This window comes from Streptomyces sp. NBC_00091, assembly GCF_026343185.1.
Classification (GTDB): domain Bacteria; phylum Actinomycetota; class Actinomycetes; order Streptomycetales; family Streptomycetaceae; genus Streptomyces.
Window position 1 is genome coordinate 1096527 of record NZ_JAPEMA010000001.1, and the last position, 16890, is coordinate 1113416.

Genomic DNA, 16890 nt, shown 5'->3' on the forward strand with positions numbered 1-16890 from the left:
CGTCCCTCATGGCTCGTGGCTCATGGCTCATCCGGTCATTTCGCAGCGCGGCGCGGCCGCTTCGCCGGCGGCCTCCTCGGCCGCGGCCAGCTGGTGCGCGACCTGCTCGCGCACGTCGGCCAGCTGGCCGATCAGGCCGTCCAGCTCGGCGAGCTTGCGGCGGTACACGGCGAGCGAGGCCGGGCAGGAGTCCCCGGCCGGGTGGCCGGCGCGCAGGCAGTCGACGAACGGCCGGGTCTCCTCCAGCTCGAAGCCGAAGTCCTGGAGGGTCCGGATCTGGCGCAGGAGGCGCAGGTCGTCCTCGTCGTAGTCGCGGTAGCCGTTGCCGGTCCGCCGGGCCGCGAGCAGCCCGCGTGACTCGTAGTACCTGAGCGTCCGGGTGCTGGTCCCGGCCCGCTTCGCCAGTTCGCCGATGCGCATGGACCGACCGTATTCCTTGACGCCGACGTCAAGGGAAGGGGAGGAGTTCGCGCAGTGTTCGGGGGCCCTCGCTACCCCCGTATGCGAGGGCCCCGGTATGGATCACGTATGGCGCGGGCGCCCGGTTCAATCCTTGTGACGGGGATCACTCGACGGGCTTTCCGGGGCACCTGAAATGGAGTGGCCAAATCCGTACGCTGTAAATGGATCTTCCCACGATCCGATTACCGGACAGTCGCCGGGAAAACCGCCCAAAGTCATGAACTCCATAGGACTTTCCTACGAGTTATGAGCTTGTTTGAACGGTCTGTAGTCGTTACGCCTTGGCCACTTCTACCGTGTGCCCTGTGCACTCCAGCCCCCCTTTCAATGCCCCCGCCGCGCGTCGCCTGCGCGCGGCCCTGGGCATGGCCCCCGGTCATGTCGCCTACGGCCTCCGGGCCCAGTACGGACTGCTCGTCGCACCAGAGACCGTGATGGCCTGGGAGCGGGGCGAGCTGTCGCCCAGCTCCGCCGAGCTCACGGCGCTGGCCGGCGTGCTCTGGTGCTCCCCCGGGGAGCTGCTCGCCGAGCCCGTCACCCTGCGGGAACACCGCATCGCCCGGGGCATGGACCCCGAGGACCTGGCCCGCCGGATCGGGGTGGAGGCGAACGCGTACCGGAAGATGGAGGACACCGGGCGCTGGAAGGGCAACGAGCGCCAGTCCGCCGCCCTCGCCTCGGTGCTCGGCCTGACCCTCGCGCAGTTCGTGACGGTGACCGGCAAGCAGGCAGAACTCGCCGACCTGCTGCGCAGCGCGGTGACCACCCGCTGGCAGGCGTACGTGAAACCGCTGGGCAAGCTGCTTCCGGTGCCCAAGGCCCACCTGGAGCGGATCCTGGAACTCCTCCACAACGACTACCAGTCGCGGATGGTGGCCACCCTCAGCTGGGGCGGCGCCGAGGGCACGGCCGGGACCGGGGACTCGGGCCGGGAGTTCCTCCACGGGATCACCGACCGGTTCTGGGCCCTGTCCGGCGGTGCGGGATAGGACAGACCGGGCCGTAGGGCCGGTCAGAAGACCGACTCGGCCTCGTACATCCGGTTCTCGGGGACCGTCTTCAGCTCGGTGGTCGCCGCGGCCAGCGGGGCCATCACGATGTCGGTGCCGCGCAGGGCGGTCATGTTGCCGAATTCCCCGCGGTGCACGGCCTCGACGGCGTGCCAGCCGAAGCGGGTGGCCAGGACGCGGTCGTACGCGGTCGGCACGCCGCCGCGCTGGACGTGGCCGAGGATGACCGGGCGGGCCTCCTTGCCGAGGCGGTGCTCCAGCTCGATGGCCAGGCGGTTGCCGATGCCGGCGAAGCGCTCGTGACCGTACTGGTCGATGGCGCCCTTCTCGTACGGCATGGAGCCCTCGGCGGGGTGCGCGCCCTCGGCGACGCAGATGACGGCGAACTTCTTGCCGCGGGCGAATCGTTCCTCCACCATCTTCACCAGGGCGTCCACCTCGAAGGGGCGCTCCGGCAGGCAGATCCCGTGGGCGCCGCCGGCCATGCCGGACTCCAGGGCGATCCAGCCCGCGTGGCGGCCCATGACCTCGACGACCATCACGCGCTGGTGCGACTCGGCGGTGGTCTTGAGGCGGTCGATGGCCTCGGTGGCGACCATGACGGCGGTGTCGAAGCCGAAGGTGCGGTCGGTGGAGGAGATGTCGTTGTCGATGGTCTTCGGTACGCCGACGACCGGCATCCCGGCGTCCGAGAGCATCCGGGCGGCCGTCAGGGTGCCCTCGCCGCCGATCGGGATCAGCGCGTCGATTCCGTACCGCTTCGCCAACTCGTGCGCGTTCTCGGCGGCTTCGTGCAGCCGGGCGCGCTCCATGCGCGCCGAGCCGAGGATCGTGCCGCCGCGGGCGAGAATGCCGCTGACGGCATTGATGTCGAGGGGGCGGTAGTGGCCGTCGAGGAGGCCCTTGAAGCCGTCCTCGAAGCCGATGACCTCGTCCCCGTGTCCGACCAGGGCCCGGTGTACGACCGACCGGATGACAGCGTTCAGGCCCGGGCAGTCGCCGCCTGCGGTGAGAACTCCGATACGCATCGTCCTGTGTCTCCTGCTCCTGGTCGTACCCGGCCGTGCGCGGGGGTGGTGCGCTCGGCCGGCCGTACAGATGTAGGGCGTATTGATGACGCCTGTCCGATTGTTCCACGTTCCGAGAGGGGCGCGCTCTCCGCGCTACTCCACCCACCAGGCCTTTCGTCCCTCCCTGAGGGGCTTTTTCCCAGGAGCGCCCTATCCACTGACAGGGGTATTGTCAAGAGGTCGAGCCCCACCAATCAGACATTCACAGCATGGGACGGAGAGCCCGCGTGACGCGCAGCGTGTACGTGACCGGTATCGAGCGGGGAGACGGCCGGCAGGTCGTCGAGCTGGGGATCATGGAGCTCCTGACCCGCCAGACGGGCCGGGTCGGCGTGTACCGCCCCCTGCTGCACGACGGGCCGGACCGGCTCTTCGACCTCCTCAAGGCCCGCTACCGGATCGACCAGGACGCGACGACGGCCTACGGCATGGAGTACCGGGAGGCCTCCGCCATCCTGGCCGAGAAGGGCACCGACGAGCTGGTCTCCCGGCTGGTCGACCGCTACCACCGGGTGGCCCGCGAGTACGAGGTCATGCTGGTCCTCGGCACCGACTACGCCGAGACCAACCTGCCCGACGAGCTGGCGCTGAACGCCCGCCTCGCCAACGAGCTGGGCGCGGTCGTCGTTCCCGTCGTGGGCGGCACCAAGCACCCCGCCGAGTCCGTTCGCGCCGAGGCCCAGAGCGCCCACCGGGCCTTCGAGAGCCTGGGCTGCCACGTGGTGGCGATGGTCGTCAACCGGGTGGCCCCCGAGGACCGGGACGTCATAGCCGAGCGGCTCGCGGCCCGCCTCCCCGTCCCCTGCTACGTCCTGCCGGACGACAAGTCCCTGTCCGCCCCGACGGTCGCCCAGATCACCCGGGCGCTCGGCGGCGAGGTGCTGCTGGGCGACGAGGCCGGGCTGGCCCGCGACGCCCTGGACTTCGTGTTCGGCGGCGCGATGCTGCCGAACTTCCTGAACGCCCTGACCCCCGGCTGCCTGGTCGTCACCCCCGGCGACCGCTCCGACCTGGTCATCGGCGCGCTGGCCGCGCACACCTCGGGCACCCCGCCGATCGCCGGTGTGCTGCTGACCCTGAACGAGCGCCCGTCCAAGGACATCCTCACGCTGGCCTCGAAGCTCGCGCCCGGCACCCCGGTGGTCTCGGTGGCCGGCAACAGCTTCCCGACGGCCGCCGAACTCTTCTCGCTGCAGAGCCGGTTGAACTCCGCGACCCCGCGCAAGCTGGAGACCGCGCTCGGCCTCTTCGAGCGGCACGTGGACACCGCCGAGCTGCGCGGGCTGCTGTCGGTGGCCCGCTCCGAGCGCGTCACCCCGATGATGTTCGAACACGAGCTGCTGGAGCGGGCCCGCTCCGAGCGGCGCCGCGTGGTGCTGCCCGAGGGCACCGAGGAGCGCGTCCTGCGCGCCGCGGACGTGGTGCTGCGCCGCGGGGTCTGCGACCTGACCCTGCTGGGCGAGGAGCAGGCCATCCTGAAGAAGGCCGGCGACCTCGGCGTCGACATCTCGGCCGCCCAGCTGATCGACCCGGCGACCTCTCCCATGCGGGAAGGTTTCGCCGAGTACTACGCCAAGGTCCGAGCCCACAAGGGCATGACCGTCGAACTGGCCCACGACGTGGTCACCGACGTCAACTACTTCGGCACCCTGATGGTCCAGCAGGGCCTGGCCGACGGCATGGTCTCCGGCTCGGTGCACTCCACCGCCGCCACCATCCGCCCGGCCTTCGAGATCATCAAGACCAAGCCCGAGGCCTCGATCGTCTCCTCGGTCTTCTTCATGTGCCTGGCCGACCGGGTCCTCGTCTACGGGGACTGCGCGGTCAACCCGGACCCCGACGCCGAGCAGCTCGCGGACATCGCCGTCCAGTCCGCGGCCACCGCCGCCGCCTTCGGCGTCGAGCCGCGGATCGCGATGCTCTCGTACTCGACGGGCACCTCGGGCTCCGGCGCGGACGTGGAGAAGGTCCGCAAGGCCACCGAGATCATCCGCGAGCAGCGCCCCGACCTGGCCGTCGAGGGCCCGATCCAGTACGACGCCGCCGTGGAGCCCTCGGTCGCCGCGACCAAGCTGCCCGACTCCGACGTGGCCGGCCGGGCGAGCGTGCTGATCTTCCCCGACCTGAACACGGGCAACAACACGTACAAGGCCGTGCAGCGTTCGGCGGGCGCCGTCGCGGTCGGCCCGGTGCTCCAGGGCCTGCGCAAGCCCGTCAACGACCTCTCGCGCGGCGCGCTGGTCCAGGACATCGTCACCACGGTGGCGATCACCGCGATCCAGGCGCAGTCCCAGCCCCTGCCCCAGGCCCAGTAGTCCCGACCGCACTCGAAGGAAAGACCCCTCACCGTGACCGCAACGCGCGTACTCGTCCTCAACTCCGGCTCCTCGTCGGTGAAGTACCAGCTCCTCGACATGGCGGACCGCTCCCGCCTCGCCGTCGGCCTGGTGGAGCGCATCGGCGAGGAGACCTCGCGCCTCGTGCACGAGCCGCTCACCGGTGCGGGCGCCGGGGGCGGCAAGCGCGAGCGGCTCGGTGCGATCGCCGACCACGGGGCCGCCCTGCGGGCGGTCGCGGCCGAACTGGCCGCCGACGGCCTGGGCCTGGACTCCCCCGAGCTGGCGGCCGTGGGCCACCGGGTGGTGCACGGCGGGACCCGCTTCACCCGGCCGACGGTGATCGACGACGAGGTGCTGGCGGAGATCCGCAGCCTGATCCCGCTGGCCCCGCTGCACAATCCGGCGAACGTGACCGGCATCGAGGTGGCGCGCGAGCTGCGCGCGGACCTCCCGCAGGTGGCCGTCTTCGACACCGCCTTCCACGCGACGATGCCGGAGCACGTGGCGCGGTACGCGATCGACGCGGCGACGGCCGACAAGTACGCCATCCGGCGGTACGGCTTCCACGGCACCTCCCACGCCTACGTCTCGCGGGCGACGGCCGCGCTGCTGGGCAGGCCGGTGGAGGACGTGAACGTGATCGTGCTCCACCTGGGCAACGGCGCCTCCGCCTCGGCGGTGCGCGGCGGGGTGTGCGTGGAGACCTCCATGGGCCTGACCCCGCTGGAGGGCCTGGTCATGGGAACCCGTTCGGGCGACCTGGATCCGGCGGTCGTCTTCCACCTGGCCCGGGTGGGCGGGCTGTCCGTCGACGAGATCGACTCGCTCCTCAACAAGAAGAGCGGTCTGCTGGGTCTGTGCGGCGACAACGACATGCGCGAGGTGCAGCGGCGCGCGGACGAGGGCGACGAGGCGGCCCGCCTCGCGCTGGCGTCCTACGTCCACCGTCTGAAGAAGTACATCGGCGCCTACACGGCGGTACTGGGCCGGGTGGACGCGGTGGTCTTCACCGCGGGCGTGGGCGAGAACGCCTCCGCCGTCCGGGCGGCCGCGGTCGCGGGTCTGGAGGAGCTGGGCCTCGCGCTGGACCTGGAGGCCAATGCGGCGCGGTCCTCCGAGCCCCGTCTGGTGTCGGCGCAGGACGCGCGGGTGGCCGTGGCCGTGGTCCCGACCGATGAGGAACTGGAGATCGCCTCCCAGGCGTACGCGCTGGTTACCGGTTAGTCACTTGGACTTTCCACCAGACGGAATATTCCGCTACGAAACAAACGGATAGGATCCGCTTCATGCGCCGTTCCAAAATCGTCTGCACGCTGGGCCCCGCCGTCGACTCGTATGAGCAGCTGAAAGCGCTCATCGAGGCAGGTATGAACGTGGCCCGATTCAACTTCAGCCACGGATCCCAGGCAGAACACCAGGAGCGGTACGACCGCGTCCGGCAGGTCTCCGAGGACACCGGGCGCGCGGTCGGCGTCCTCGCCGACCTCCAGGGCCCCAAGATCCGTCTCGAGACCTTCGCCGAGGGTCCCGTCGAGCTGGTGCGCGGTGACGAGTTCGTCATCACCACCGAGGACGTCCCGGGCGACAAGTCCATCTGCGGCACCACCTACAAGGGCCTCCCGGGCGATGTCGCCAAGGGTGACCAGATCCTGATCAACGACGGCAACGTCGAGCTCCGGGTGACGGAGGTCGAGGGCCAGCGGGTCAAGACCATCGTCATCGAGGGCGGTGTCATCTCGGACCACAAGGGCATCAACCTGCCGGGTGCCGCCGTGAACGTCCCCGCCCTGTCGGAGAAGGACGTCGACGACCTGCGCTTCGCGCTGCGGATGGGCTGCGACATGGTCGCCCTGTCCTTCGTCCGCGACGCCAACGACGTCAAGGACGTCCACCGCGTCATGGACGAGGAGGGCCGCCGGGTCCCCGTCATCGCCAAGGTGGAGAAGCCCCAGGCGGTCGAGAACATGGAGGCCGTCGTCGCGGCCTTCGACGCGGTCATGGTGGCCCGCGGCGACCTGGCCGTCGAGTACCCGCTCGAGAAGGTCCCGATCGTCCAGAAGCGGCTCATCGAGATGTGCCGCCGCAACGCCAAGCCGGTGATCGTCGCGACCCAGATGATGGAGTCGATGATCACCAACTCCCGCCCGACCCGCGCCGAGGCCTCCGACGTGGCCAACGCCATCCTCGACGGCGCCGACGCGGTCATGCTCTCCGCCGAGTCCTCGGTGGGCGCCTACCCGATCGAGACCGTCAAGACGATGTCGAAGATCGTCACGGCGGCCGAGGAGGAGCTGCTCGCCAAGGGCCTCCAGCCCCTGGTCCAGGGCAAGAAGCCGCGTACCCAGGGCGGCTCCGTCGCCCGCGCGGCCTGCGAGATCGCGGACTTCCTCGACGGCAAGGCGCTGGTCGCCTTCACCCAGTCCGGTGACACGGCCCGCCGGCTGTCGCGCTACCGCGCCACGCAGCCGATCCTGGCCTTCACCACCGACGTCAACACCCGCAACCAGCTCACGCTGAGCTGGGGCGTCGAGTCGGCCATCGTCCCGCACGTGGACAACACCGACGCGATGGTCGACCTGGTCGACGCCGAGGTGCTCAAGCTCCAGCGCTTCAACGCGGGCGACACCATGATCATCACGGCCGGCTCGCCCCCCGGCGTCCCGGGCACGACCAACATGGTCCGCGTCCACCACCTGGGCGGCGACAACCCCGCCTGATGCCCGACCCCGCCTGACTCTGCCGCACAGAGACCGAGGGCGGCACCCCGGAGACCCGGGGTGCCGCCCTCGGTGTTTTCGTCGCGCGTCGCACGTCCGGCGCGCTACCCCTCCGGCGGGCCGACGTAGTTCTTCAGGCCCGGGACCGTGAGGTCGCCGCCGAACTGGCCGGCCTGGACGACCTTGACGTTCGTGAAGAACGCGAAGGGGACGTTCAGGGGCGGCGGGCTGTTCGGGGTGAACTCGATCGGGATGAGCCCGAAGAGGTTGCCCTTGAGGCTTTCGGTGTACATCGTCACCTTCGCGCCCCGGATCGTGGACGTGGAGCCCGGGCGCGACTTCAGGTGGGCGACGTTCCCGGTCTTGCCGACCGTCTGGTAGAGGTCCTTGATGTCCAGCGAGTCCGCGGTGAACTTCAGGACCTTCTTGGTCTTTCCGCCCGCCGTCTTCACCTCGACGATGCCCTCGTAGTCCAGGCCGTAGAGGGTCAGCAGGGAGCTGTCCAGGTACCAGGGCTCGTCGGGCAGGAGCGGGATGCCCTGCTCGAGCTTGGCGTCGGCCAGGGCCTTGGCGTCGAAGGTCGGGCAGGGGAAGGGCTGCTTCCCGTCCGGGTCCACCGTCGCCGAGGCGGTGGGACTGGGCGAGGCCTTGCCGCCGTCCTTGGCGGGTGTCTTGCCCGTCTCGTCCTTCGGGGTCTTGACGGTGTCCTTGACGTCCTGCGGCAGCTCCTCGACCTTGACGCCCGCCTTCTTCGCGGCCTCGCGGATCGCGTCGGCCGCCGGATCGGCGGTCTTCGTCGCGCTCGGGGTGGGCGCGGGCGCCGGGGTGGCCGGCTGCTTCGCGTCCTGGAGGGGCTTGCCGAGACCGTCGACCAGGCCCTTGAGGGCGTCACCGACGCCCAGCGGGTCCAGCGGGTTGGCCGTCTTGGTGGCCGACGGGGACGGGGAGGCACTCGTCTTCGGGGCCTCGGGCTGCTTGGCGGACGGGGAGGCCGAGGGGCTCGCCGTCGGCTTCGGGGCCTTGCTCGCGCCCGGGGACGGGCTCGCACCGGGTGAGGCGGAGACCGAGGGCGACGGCGACGTCGATGTGGACGTCGACGGCGTCGGCGAGGCCGATTGCGTGGGCTCGTCGGACCGGGTCACGCACGGGCCGGGCGCGAAGGGGATGTCCTTGTCGTCGGCCAGCGCCATCTTCGGGGCGATGCCCATCCCGACGAACACCGCTGTCGGCATCGCCGCGAGCGCCATCGTCTTGCCGACGGGTATCTGGAGCTTGTTCAGCAGTGACTTCCTGGGCGCCGCGTGGCGCGGGCCCCTTCTCACACGGGGCTCAGCACCGGGGGCCATGCCCCGCTGCGTCTCGTCACCCGGCACTGTTCCTCCCGCCATCGGCGTGGGCATTCGTCTCGGTCGCGTACGCCGTTTCCGTGTCACGGGGACCGGGGACCTCCCAGGGTCCGCCTGCGAAGTCCTCGGCCTTGGCGGCCGCCGCGTCCTCGGGGTCCTCCTCCACCGGCTCTCCCGGAGCCCAGGACAGCGCGAGCGCTCCGCCGAGCAGGGAGAACAGGAAGCCGAGGAAGAATCCGCCCAGGTTGGACACCGGCAGCGAGACCAGGGCCAGGAGGATCGAGGCGACACCCGCGAACACCCTGATGCCCTGCTGGAACCAGAGGGCGAAGCCCAGGGTGATCAGCAGGATGCCGATGATCAGCGAGCCCGCGCCGGCGGTCGTGGCCATGGCGATGGTGACGTTGCCCAGCCGGAGGTCCGCGTAGGGGAAGTAGGCGATCGGAACGCCGCCCAGGGACGTGAAGAGACCCGCCCAGAAGGGACGGCTGCCCCGCCAGGCGCGGAAACGGTGGTGCACGACGGTGAGCCAGTGGTCGTCTGCGGCGCGAACCGGGGCCTCGGGGTTCATGGACAACAGCTCCCTGGAAACGGTGGTACGGAGAAATCTGTGGAGCCCGCGAGGGCGGAAGACGGCGTCCGCCGCCCGCCCCCGCGGTCGCTCGACGAGGATCGACTACTTCTCGTCCTCGTAGCACGGCTTGTCGCCGCTGAGCAGGCGCAGCTTGAGGTCGGGCAGCGTGAAGGTACCCGCCGTCGTCGCCCAGGCCTTCTGACGGACCTTCGTCAGCACGGCCTTCTTGGCACGCTGCGAGAACAGGGCGCCGTTCGACACCGTGTTGGCCTGCGGCGCGGTCGGGTGGTCCTTGTCGGTCGCGTCGCCCACCGCGACACCGATGTCCAGGTCGGTGAACGTGGCGTCGGTGTCGAGCTCGGCGACGTCCAGGTAGATGTTGTGCGCGACGGCGGGCGTGCCCTTGTTGCCGGTGCGCAGCTGCATCGTGATGGGGCCGACGCCCGGGACCGGGGTGACCAGGGACTGGCACATGTTGGTGATCTCGGCGCGACTGAACCCGGAGATGGTGACCGGGTGCTTCACGGTCTTGCCGTCAAGCCCCTTGCCCTCGGCGACGCTGCCGTACTGGAGCAGGTCGTCACCGTCGAGCTTGTCGGCCGACACCTTGAAGTCCTGGCCCGAAACGCTGAAGGACGCCGCGAGGGCACCCTGCGCCAGACCCACACCGACCGCGGCGGTGGCCGCGATGCTCGGCACCATGACGAGCGCGAAGCGCTTCCATCTGGTCCCGCCACGAACCTGAGAACTCATCTTGTTCCTCCTTCTCGGACGTACATCTCCGGTCCGGGCCGAGCCCGTCCTGGGATGGGAGAAGTGCTACGTCCTCGGGAAGGAGCGCAGGCGGCCGAGCCGCGGCGCAGCCGCGTCCGATACACCGGCGTTCACCCCCGAGCGACAACCACTGGGCCACGCGTTCGCGCAACCTGGAGGACAGGCCCTGCCGGTGTGGCAGAGACCCCCCTGTCCACAGCCGGTGCCACTGCCACCGGCCGGCCCGGTGGGGACCCTCCACCGCGGCTCCGGGTGAGCGGGGCTGTGGGAAGGACCGAGCGTCGCCGATCGTGGTCCATTCCCGGCCGGGGCACAAGGGGGTTCGTTACTGGCGGGTAACGGCTGGATAACCGGAGCCTGACCCGGTGCCATCCAGTGGCCACACAGGGTGTCACCCTGGGCCACGACAGAAGGGGAGAAGAGCGAACCAACCGGACAGTTCACGGGGTTCGATTTACTGCGAGTAACAGCAGCCGCGATTACCAAGTTTTGGCAAAACGCGGCCGCTGTTTATCTCTGTGTCAACAAATCGCCGACGCCCGGACCGAGGACCGGACCGGCGACCGGAGCGCCGGGCTAGAAGAGCACGCGCGCCAGCGCCGTACGGGCCGCCGAGACCCGGGGGTCGTCCGTCCCGATCACCTCGAACAGCTCCAGCAGCCGGACCCGTACCGAGTCCCGCTCCTCGCCGAAGGTCACCCGCACGGTGTCCACCAGCCGCCCGAAGGCGTCGGCCACGTGCCCGCCGGCCAGGTCCAGGTCGGCCGCGGCCATCTGGGCGGCCGGGTCCTTCGGGTTCGCGGCCGCCTCGGCGCGCACCGCCTGCGGGTCCAGGTGCTGCACCCGGGAGAGCAGCTCGGCCTGGGCCAGGCCCAGCTTCGCCTCGGTGTTGGCCGGGTCGTCGGCCAGTACGTTCTTGTACGCCTGCACGGCGCCGCCCAGGTCACCCGCGTCCAGCGCGACGACCGCCGCCTCCAGCAGCGCGTCGTACGGACCGGCCGGCAGCTCGGCGGGGGCCGCCGGGGCGCCCTCGGCGCCGGGGTCGACCTGGAGGCCGATGAGGCCGAAGCGCTCCTCGGCGACCTGGACCAGCTGGGCGAGGGTCTCGCGGATCTGCTGCTCGGGCGCCACGCCCTGGAACAGCGGCAGCACCTGGCCCGCGACCACGGCGAAGACGGCCGGGATGCCCTGGATGCCGAACTGCTGCATCAGCATCTGGTTGGCGTCGACGTCGATCTTCGCCAGGACGAAGCGGCCGTTGGCCTCGACGGCGAGGCGCTCCAGCAGCGGGCCGAGCTGCTTGCACGGCTCGCACCACTCGGCCCAGAAGTCGAGGACGACCGGGACCTCGTTGGAGAGCTGGAGTACATCGCGTTCGAAGCCGGCCTCGGCTACGTCGAAGACGAGCGCGGACGGCGGTACGGCGCCGCCGGGCGCGCTGCCCGCGTCGCCGCCGGTCTGCCGGGCCGCGTCCGCGCGCGCCTGCTCGGCCTTGGCCTTGGCTTCGCCGGCCGCCTTCACCGCGGCGAGGTCGACGACACCGCTCATGGACATGTTTCTGGGCTGCATGCGTACATCCTCCCCCCTGTGCGCGCGCCGACGAAAAGGATCCCGAAAGATCGTCCTGCGTTGTGCGTTGTGCGGCGCCGGGTCCCCACCTGACGCCAGTAGCTTCGCGTGGTTGTCGCTCTTACGCTACGAGCCGTAGCGTAACTCCCCCGGGGCCCGCGCGCCCCGTGATCTGAACCACAGCGAACAGCCCCCCCGCCGGTTCCCCTACCGACGGGTATGGTCTCGGCCATGCGCAACCCCAGCCCCGGCACCAGCCCCCCGCCCGGCCGCACCGGCCGCCCCCGCAGCGCCGCTGCGGACGCCGCGATCCTCGCGGCGACCCGGGACGCGCTGGTGGAGCTGGGCTGGTCGAAGCTGACGATGGGGGACGTCTCGGCCCGCGCCGGGGTCGCGAAGACCACCCTCTACCGGCGCTGGGCGGGCAAGAACGAGCTGGTCGTGGACGCCGTCGCGGAACTGTTCGACGCGCTGGAACTCCCCGACCGGGGCTCGCTCGAAGCCGACATCGAGTACGTGGTGCTCCAGTTCGCGGGGCTGCTGCGGCGACCGGAGGCCCGTACGGCCCTGATGGCGGTGGTCGCGGAATCCACCCGGGACGAGGCCCTGCGGGACCGGATCCGGTCGGCGATCGTGGACCGGCAGAAACGTCTCGTCGTACTGGGTCGCGAACGGGCGCAGGCCCGCGGCGAACTCCCGTACGAGGAGGACGAGTCCCTGGCCGGGCACACCACGGACCTCATCTTCGACGTGATCGCGGGCACGGTGGTGCACCGGGCGCTGGTCAGCTGCGAGCCGGTGGACGAACTGTGGGTGACGGCCTTCACCGCCCTCCTGATGCACGGCCTCCAGGGCCCGGCCCGGGCCTGAGGCCCTCACACCGGGTACGGGAACGGGAAAGCCGGTCATGTCCGCCACCGTACGGGGATCATGACCGGCCGTTCCACACCTTTTGCTAGAAGCCCGGCGGCTCGGTGTAGGTGCCCCACTCCTCGCGCAGGACGTTGCAGATCTCGCCCAGCGTGGCCTCGGCGCGCACCGCGTCCAGCATGGCCGGAATCATGTTCGACCCGTCCCGGGCGGCGTCCAGCATGGCCTTGAGCGAGGCGGTGACCTTGGCGTCGTCGCGACGGCCCTTGCGCGCCGCCAGCTCCCGCACCTGGACGGTCTCCACCTCGTGGCTGACCCGGAGGATCTCCAGGTCCCCGGTGACCGACCCGTGGTGGACGTTGACGCCGACGACCCGCTTGTCGCCCTTCTCCAGCGAGCGCTGGTACTGGAAGGCCGACTCGGCGATCTCCCCGGTGAACCAGCCGTCCTCGATGCCGCGCAGGATGCCCGAGGTGATCGGCCCGATCGGGTGCTGCCCGTTCGGGTGGGCGCGCAGGCCGCGCTCCTTGATCTGGTCGAAGATCTTCTCGGCGTCGGCCTCGATGCGGTCGGTGAGCTGCTCGACGTACCAGGAGCCGCCCAGCGGGTCGGCCACATTGGCCACGCCGGTCTCCTCCATCAGCACCTGCTGCGTGCGCAGCGCGATCTCGGCGGCCTGCTCGCTCGGCAGGGCGAGGGTCTCGTCGAGGGCGTTGGTGTGCAGGGAGTTGGTGCCGCCGAGGACGGCCGCGAGGGCCTCGACGGCGGTGCGCACGACGTTGTTGTACGGCTGCTGCGCGGTGAGGGAGACACCGGCGGTCTGGGTGTGGAAGCGCAGCCACATGGCCTTGTCGGACTTCGCCCCGTAGACCTCCTTCATCCAGCGGGCCCAGATGCGGCGGGCGGCGCGGAACTTGGCGATCTCCTCGAAGAAGTCGAGGTGCGCGTCGAAGAAGAAGGAGAGGCCGGAGGCGAAGTGGTCGACGTCCAGGCCGCGGGAGAGGCCGAGTTCCACGTAGCCGAAGCCGTCGGCCAGGGTGTAGGCGAGCTCCTGCGCGGCCGTGGCCCCGGCCTCGCGGATGTGGTAGCCGGAGACGGAGAGCGGCTTGTAGGCGGGGATGCCGTTCGCGCAGTACTCCATGAGGTCGCCGATGAGGCGCAGGTGCGGCTCGGGTTCGAAGAGCCACTCCTTCTGGGCGATGTACTCCTTGAAGATGTCGGTCTGGAGCGTGCCGTTGAGCACGGCCGGGTCGACACCCTGGCGCTCGGCGGCGACCAGGTACATGCAGAAGGCGGGCACGGCGGGGCCGCTGATGGTCATCGAGGTGGTGACGTCGCCGAGCGGGATGTCCCGGAAGAGGACCTCCATGTCGGCGGCGGAGTCTATGGCGACGCCGCAGTGGCCGACCTCGCCGAGGGAGCGCGGGTCGTCGGAGTCGCGGCCCATCAGGGTCGGCATGTCGAAGGCGACGGAGAGCCCGCCGCCGCCGGCGGCCAGGATCATCTTGTAGCGCTCGTTGGTCTGCTCGGCGTTGCCGAATCCGGCGAACTGCCGGATGGTCCAGGTCCGGCCGCGGTAGCCGGTGGCGTGCAGGCCGCGGGTGTAGGGGTACTCCCCCGGCCAGCCGATGCGCTCGAATCCCTCGTACGAGTCGCCGGGCCGGGGCCCGTAGACGGGATCGACGTCATCTCCGGAGAGCGTCGTGAAATCGGCCTCGCGCTTGCGGGCCTGGTCGTACCGGGCCTGCCAGCGGCGGCGGCCCTCCTCGATGGCGTCAGCATCCATACCCATGAATTTACTAGGACGTCCTAGTAAATGTCGATGGCAAACCCCCGGGGAGTCTCCCCGGGGGCAATCGGCTCCAGCCGGAACCTAGGCCTTCGCGGTCGCCAGACCGTCGGTGAGCAGCGGCTCGACCTCGGCGCGGATGCCGCGCTCGACGAAGAAGGCGGCCAGCGGGATGGTCCCCGAGACCAGCACCCACAGCAGCTTGCCGAAGGGCCACTTGGCCTTGGAGCCCAGGTCGAAGGCGAAGACCAGGTAGATCATGAAGAGCACGCCGTGGACCTGCGAGACCGCGAGGGTCAGGCCGGCGCCGGTGCCGAAGCCGTACTTCGCCACCATGCAGGCACAGAGGATCAGGAGCATGACCGCGGTCACGTAGGCCATGACGCGGTAGCGGGTCAGCACGCTTCGTTTCATGCCGTCGAGCCTAACCGTCCGTTTTGCGCGATCTTGACGCGGCCCCGGCCCTGGCCTCGGCTCCGCCCGTCCCGCTGCTCAGTTCTCCTCGAAGTCGGCGGCGGCCACCCGCAGCGGGCGGAGCAGCGCGAAGATCTCCGCGCACTCCTCCGCGTCGTACACCCCGAGGCCGAAGTCGACCGCCATCAGGTCCTTCGTCGCCGCCTCGACCACCTCGCGGCCCTTCTCCGTGATGGAGGCGAGCGTGCCGCGCCCGTCGTGCGGGTTGGGGCGCTTGGCCACCAGACCGGACCTCACCAGCCGGTCCACGGTGTTCGTCACCGAGGTCGGGTGGACCATCAGGCGCTCGCCGATCTTCGACATCGGCAGCTCCCCCGCCTGGGAGAAGGTGAGCAGCACGAGCGCCTCGTACCGCGCGAAGGTCAGTCCGTACTTCTTCACCACCGCGTCGACCTCGCCGAGGAGGATCTGGTGGGCGCGCATGATCGAGGTGATGGCCGCCATGGACGGCACCGGCCCCCAGCGCTGCCGCCAGAGCTCGTCGGCGCGGGCGATGGGGTCGAAGGGAAGGCTGAGCGGCTTGGGCATCCACCAGACCCTACCGGGAGGTCATTTGACGGCCACCCCCGTCTCATTCCTCGGCCGCCGCAGTCCGGCCAGCAGCAGCGCGACGACGGCCGTGCCGAGCACGGCGGCGCCGGTGACCACCACGTGCGCCGGGAGGAACTCGGCGGCGGCACCGGCGAGGGCCATGCCGACGCCCTGAAAGGTCATCAGGCCGGTGCTCAGCAGGGTCATCGCCCGCCCGCGCAGCTCCTCGGGGACGGCGTCCACGTACATCCGGTCCAGGCCGAGGGTGTACGCGTGCGCCAGCCCGGCCAGGAGCAGCGCCGCCAGCACGAGCGCCGGGCCGGGGCGGACGGCGTAGACGAGGAGCGGGAGCAGGGCGACGGCGGCCAGCGGGGCCGTGATCCGCGAACGCGTTCGGGCGGTGAGGGCGGACCCGGCCCAGAATTCACCCGCGACCGTGCCGACGGGCAGCGCGCACATGAGCACCCCGAGGGTGACGGTCCCGGCTCCGATGCCCTCGGCGTACGGGGTGAGCAGCGCCTCCGGTACGACGGCGAAGGCGGGCGGCAGCCAGCACAGCAGGGTGAGCGCCCGCAGCCGGGGCTCGCCGAGCAGCTCGCGGAGCCCGCCGAGCGGGGAGGGCCGGATGCCGTTGGCCCGGGCGGGCCGGGCCTTCGTACCCAGGCGCAGCAGCAGCGCGGAGGCCAGGAACCCGGCGGCGGTGAGGGCGATCGCCCCGCGCGGCGCGAGGACGGTCAGCAGCAGGCCGCCGAGGCCGAAGCCGACGAGCTGGGCGCTCTGCGCGACCATGCGCAGCAGCGAGCGGCCCAGTACGAAGGCCTCGCCGGGCCCGAGGATCTCGGCGAGGGAGGCACTGCGGGCGCCCTGGAACAGGGGCGCGACGAAGGCCATGGCGCAGCGCAGTACGAGGATCCCCGCGACGGGCGTCCCCGGCCAGACCATGGCCGCCGCGCAGCCGGCGCAGAGCAGGTCGCACGCGACGAGCACCCGCCGGGCGGGGTGGCGGTCGGCGAGCGGGGCGAGGAGGGTGCCGCCGAGGGCGTAGGGGAGGAAGCCGAGGGCGAAGGTGAGCGCGCTCATGAGGGGGGAGCCGGTGGCGCGGTAGACGAGGACGGTGAGGGAGATCTCGGCGACGACGACACCGAGCAGGGACAGCAGGTGCGCGGCGAAGACGGCCCGGAACTCGCGGACGCCGAACACGGCGCGGTACCCCGGGCCGGGGGCGGCGTCGGGGGCGGGCCGGGCGGTGCCCTGGTCGGCCGGGGCGGTCGGTTCTCTGTCGGTCGGCATGGTCCGGAGCCTCTCGGCGGCTAGGCTGGCCGGCCGAGAGATTCGCTCCAGTCCGAATCTGCGGCCCCGCCGGGA

General features: G+C 70.9%; 15 protein-coding genes. 5 read left to right on the forward strand and 10 right to left on the reverse strand.

Annotation, left to right across the window (positions count from 1 at the left end; all coding sequences use genetic code 11):
• Positions 1-27 precede the first annotated feature (27 nt).
• Entirely contained in the window at positions 28-420 is a 393-nt protein-coding gene (locus OOK34_RS04585; RefSeq protein WP_267032575.1) for a MerR family transcriptional regulator, read from the reverse strand.
• A gap of 338 nt (positions 421-758) precedes the next feature.
• Between OOK34_RS04585 and OOK34_RS04590 the strand changes: the two genes are divergently transcribed.
• Positions 759-1451 carry a helix-turn-helix domain-containing protein gene (locus OOK34_RS04590; protein ID WP_267032576.1) on the forward strand — a complete coding sequence of 231 codons (693 nt, stop codon included), beginning with the start codon at positions 759-761 and terminating at the stop codon, positions 1449-1451.
• Between the two features lie 23 nt (positions 1452-1474).
• Here the strand turns inward: OOK34_RS04590 and OOK34_RS04595 are convergent, their stop codons facing one another.
• Positions 1475-2500, reverse strand: coding sequence for an ATP-dependent 6-phosphofructokinase (locus tag OOK34_RS04595; RefSeq protein WP_267032577.1), 1026 nt, complete (start codon positions 2498-2500; stop codon positions 1475-1477).
• A 269-nt stretch (positions 2501-2769) separates the two neighbouring features.
• Between OOK34_RS04595 and pta the strand changes: the two genes are divergently transcribed.
• The 3 genes from pta to pyk all read left to right on the forward strand — a co-directional run bounded on the left by pta (position 2770) and on the right by pyk (position 7598).
• A complete protein-coding gene (pta, locus tag OOK34_RS04600) occupies positions 2770-4857 on the forward strand; it encodes a phosphate acetyltransferase (RefSeq protein ID WP_267032578.1) in 2088 nt (695 codons plus the stop codon).
• Positions 4858-4890: 33 nt separating this feature from the next.
• On the forward strand, positions 4891-6105 hold the full coding sequence (locus tag OOK34_RS04605) for an acetate kinase (protein WP_267032579.1): 1215 nt from the start codon (positions 4891-4893) through the stop codon (positions 6103-6105).
• 62 nt (positions 6106-6167) lie between these two features.
• Positions 6168-7598 (forward strand): pyruvate kinase, encoded by a 1431-nt coding sequence (gene pyk / locus OOK34_RS04610; RefSeq protein ID WP_267032580.1) that lies wholly within the window; start codon positions 6168-6170, stop codon positions 7596-7598.
• Between the two features lie 104 nt (positions 7599-7702).
• Here pyk and OOK34_RS04615 read toward each other — a convergent pair whose 3' ends face one another.
• The 4 genes from OOK34_RS04615 to OOK34_RS04630 form a co-directional block, all read right to left on the reverse strand.
• Positions 7703-8971: a hypothetical protein gene (locus tag OOK34_RS04615; RefSeq protein ID WP_267032581.1), complete on the reverse strand. Its 1269-nt coding sequence runs from the start codon at positions 8969-8971 to the stop codon at positions 7703-7705.
• Positions 8961-9515, reverse strand: coding sequence for a DUF6114 domain-containing protein (locus tag OOK34_RS04620; RefSeq protein ID WP_267032582.1), 555 nt, complete (start codon positions 9513-9515; stop codon positions 8961-8963). The genes OOK34_RS04615 and OOK34_RS04620 overlap by 11 nt, the downstream gene beginning before the upstream one ends.
• A gap of 105 nt (positions 9516-9620) precedes the next feature.
• Positions 9621-10271 carry a DUF6230 family protein gene (locus OOK34_RS04625; protein ID WP_267032583.1) on the reverse strand — a complete coding sequence of 217 codons (651 nt, stop codon included), beginning with the start codon at positions 10269-10271 and terminating at the stop codon, positions 9621-9623.
• Positions 10272-10868: 597 nt separating this feature from the next.
• The gene (locus OOK34_RS04630; protein ID WP_267032584.1) at positions 10869-11861 is read right to left on the reverse strand and encodes a tetratricopeptide repeat protein; all 993 of its coding nucleotides are present in this window, start codon (positions 11859-11861) and stop codon (positions 10869-10871) included.
• Between the two features lie 231 nt (positions 11862-12092).
• On the opposite strand from OOK34_RS04630, the gene OOK34_RS04635 reads away from it, so the two are divergent.
• Positions 12093-12731: a TetR/AcrR family transcriptional regulator gene (locus tag OOK34_RS04635; protein ID WP_267032585.1), complete on the forward strand. Its 639-nt coding sequence runs from the start codon at positions 12093-12095 to the stop codon at positions 12729-12731.
• Positions 12732-12816: 85 nt separating this feature from the next.
• Here OOK34_RS04635 and OOK34_RS04640 read toward each other — a convergent pair whose 3' ends face one another.
• The 4 genes from OOK34_RS04640 to OOK34_RS04655 all read right to left on the reverse strand — a co-directional run bounded on the left by OOK34_RS04640 (position 12817) and on the right by OOK34_RS04655 (position 16815).
• Positions 12817-14517: a methylmalonyl-CoA mutase gene (locus OOK34_RS04640; RefSeq protein ID WP_267032586.1), complete on the reverse strand. Its 1701-nt coding sequence runs from the start codon at positions 14515-14517 to the stop codon at positions 12817-12819.
• Between the two features lie 87 nt (positions 14518-14604).
• Positions 14605-14934 carry a DUF3817 domain-containing protein gene (locus OOK34_RS04645; RefSeq protein ID WP_267032587.1) on the reverse strand — a complete coding sequence of 110 codons (330 nt, stop codon included), beginning with the start codon at positions 14932-14934 and terminating at the stop codon, positions 14605-14607.
• Between the two features lie 78 nt (positions 14935-15012).
• On the reverse strand, positions 15013-15522 hold the full coding sequence (locus OOK34_RS04650; RefSeq protein WP_267032588.1) for a MarR family winged helix-turn-helix transcriptional regulator: 510 nt from the start codon (positions 15520-15522) through the stop codon (positions 15013-15015).
• 21 nt (positions 15523-15543) lie between these two features.
• Complete coding sequence (locus OOK34_RS04655) at positions 15544-16815, reverse strand: MFS transporter (RefSeq protein WP_267032589.1); 1272 nt, start codon at positions 16813-16815, stop codon at positions 15544-15546.
• Positions 16816-16890 lie beyond the last annotated feature (75 nt).

What these genes read in the sequence shown, in the direction of transcription:
- OOK34_RS04630 (WP_267032584.1), bottom strand. Translation starts at nt 11,861, where the DNA reads ATGCAGCCCAGAAACATGTCCATGAGCGGTGTCGTCGACCTCGCCGCG.
- OOK34_RS04645 (WP_267032587.1), bottom strand. Translation starts at nt 14,934, where the DNA reads ATGAAACGAAGCGTGCTGACCCGCTACCGCGTCATGGCCTACGTGACC.
- OOK34_RS04640 (WP_267032586.1), bottom strand. Translation starts at nt 14,517, where the DNA reads ATGGATGCTGACGCCATCGAGGAGGGCCGCCGCCGCTGGCAGGCCCGG.
- OOK34_RS04620 (WP_267032582.1), bottom strand. Translation starts at nt 9,515, where the DNA reads ATGAACCCCGAGGCCCCGGTTCGCGCCGCAGACGACCACTGGCTCACC.
- OOK34_RS04585 (WP_267032575.1), bottom strand. Translation starts at nt 420, where the DNA reads ATGCGCATCGGCGAACTGGCGAAGCGGGCCGGGACCAGCACCCGGACG.
- OOK34_RS04635 (WP_267032585.1), top strand. Translation starts at nt 12,093, where the DNA reads ATGCGCAACCCCAGCCCCGGCACCAGCCCCCCGCCCGGCCGCACCGGC.
- pyk (WP_267032580.1), top strand. Translation starts at nt 6,168, where the DNA reads ATGCGCCGTTCCAAAATCGTCTGCACGCTGGGCCCCGCCGTCGACTCG.
- OOK34_RS04625 (WP_267032583.1), bottom strand. Translation starts at nt 10,271, where the DNA reads ATGAGTTCTCAGGTTCGTGGCGGGACCAGATGGAAGCGCTTCGCGCTC.
- OOK34_RS04650 (WP_267032588.1), bottom strand. Translation starts at nt 15,522, where the DNA reads ATGCCCAAGCCGCTCAGCCTTCCCTTCGACCCCATCGCCCGCGCCGAC.
- OOK34_RS04655 (WP_267032589.1), bottom strand. Translation starts at nt 16,815, where the DNA reads ATGCCGACCGACAGAGAACCGACCGCCCCGGCCGACCAGGGCACCGCC.
- OOK34_RS04595 (WP_267032577.1), bottom strand. Translation starts at nt 2,500, where the DNA reads ATGCGTATCGGAGTTCTCACCGCAGGCGGCGACTGCCCGGGCCTGAAC.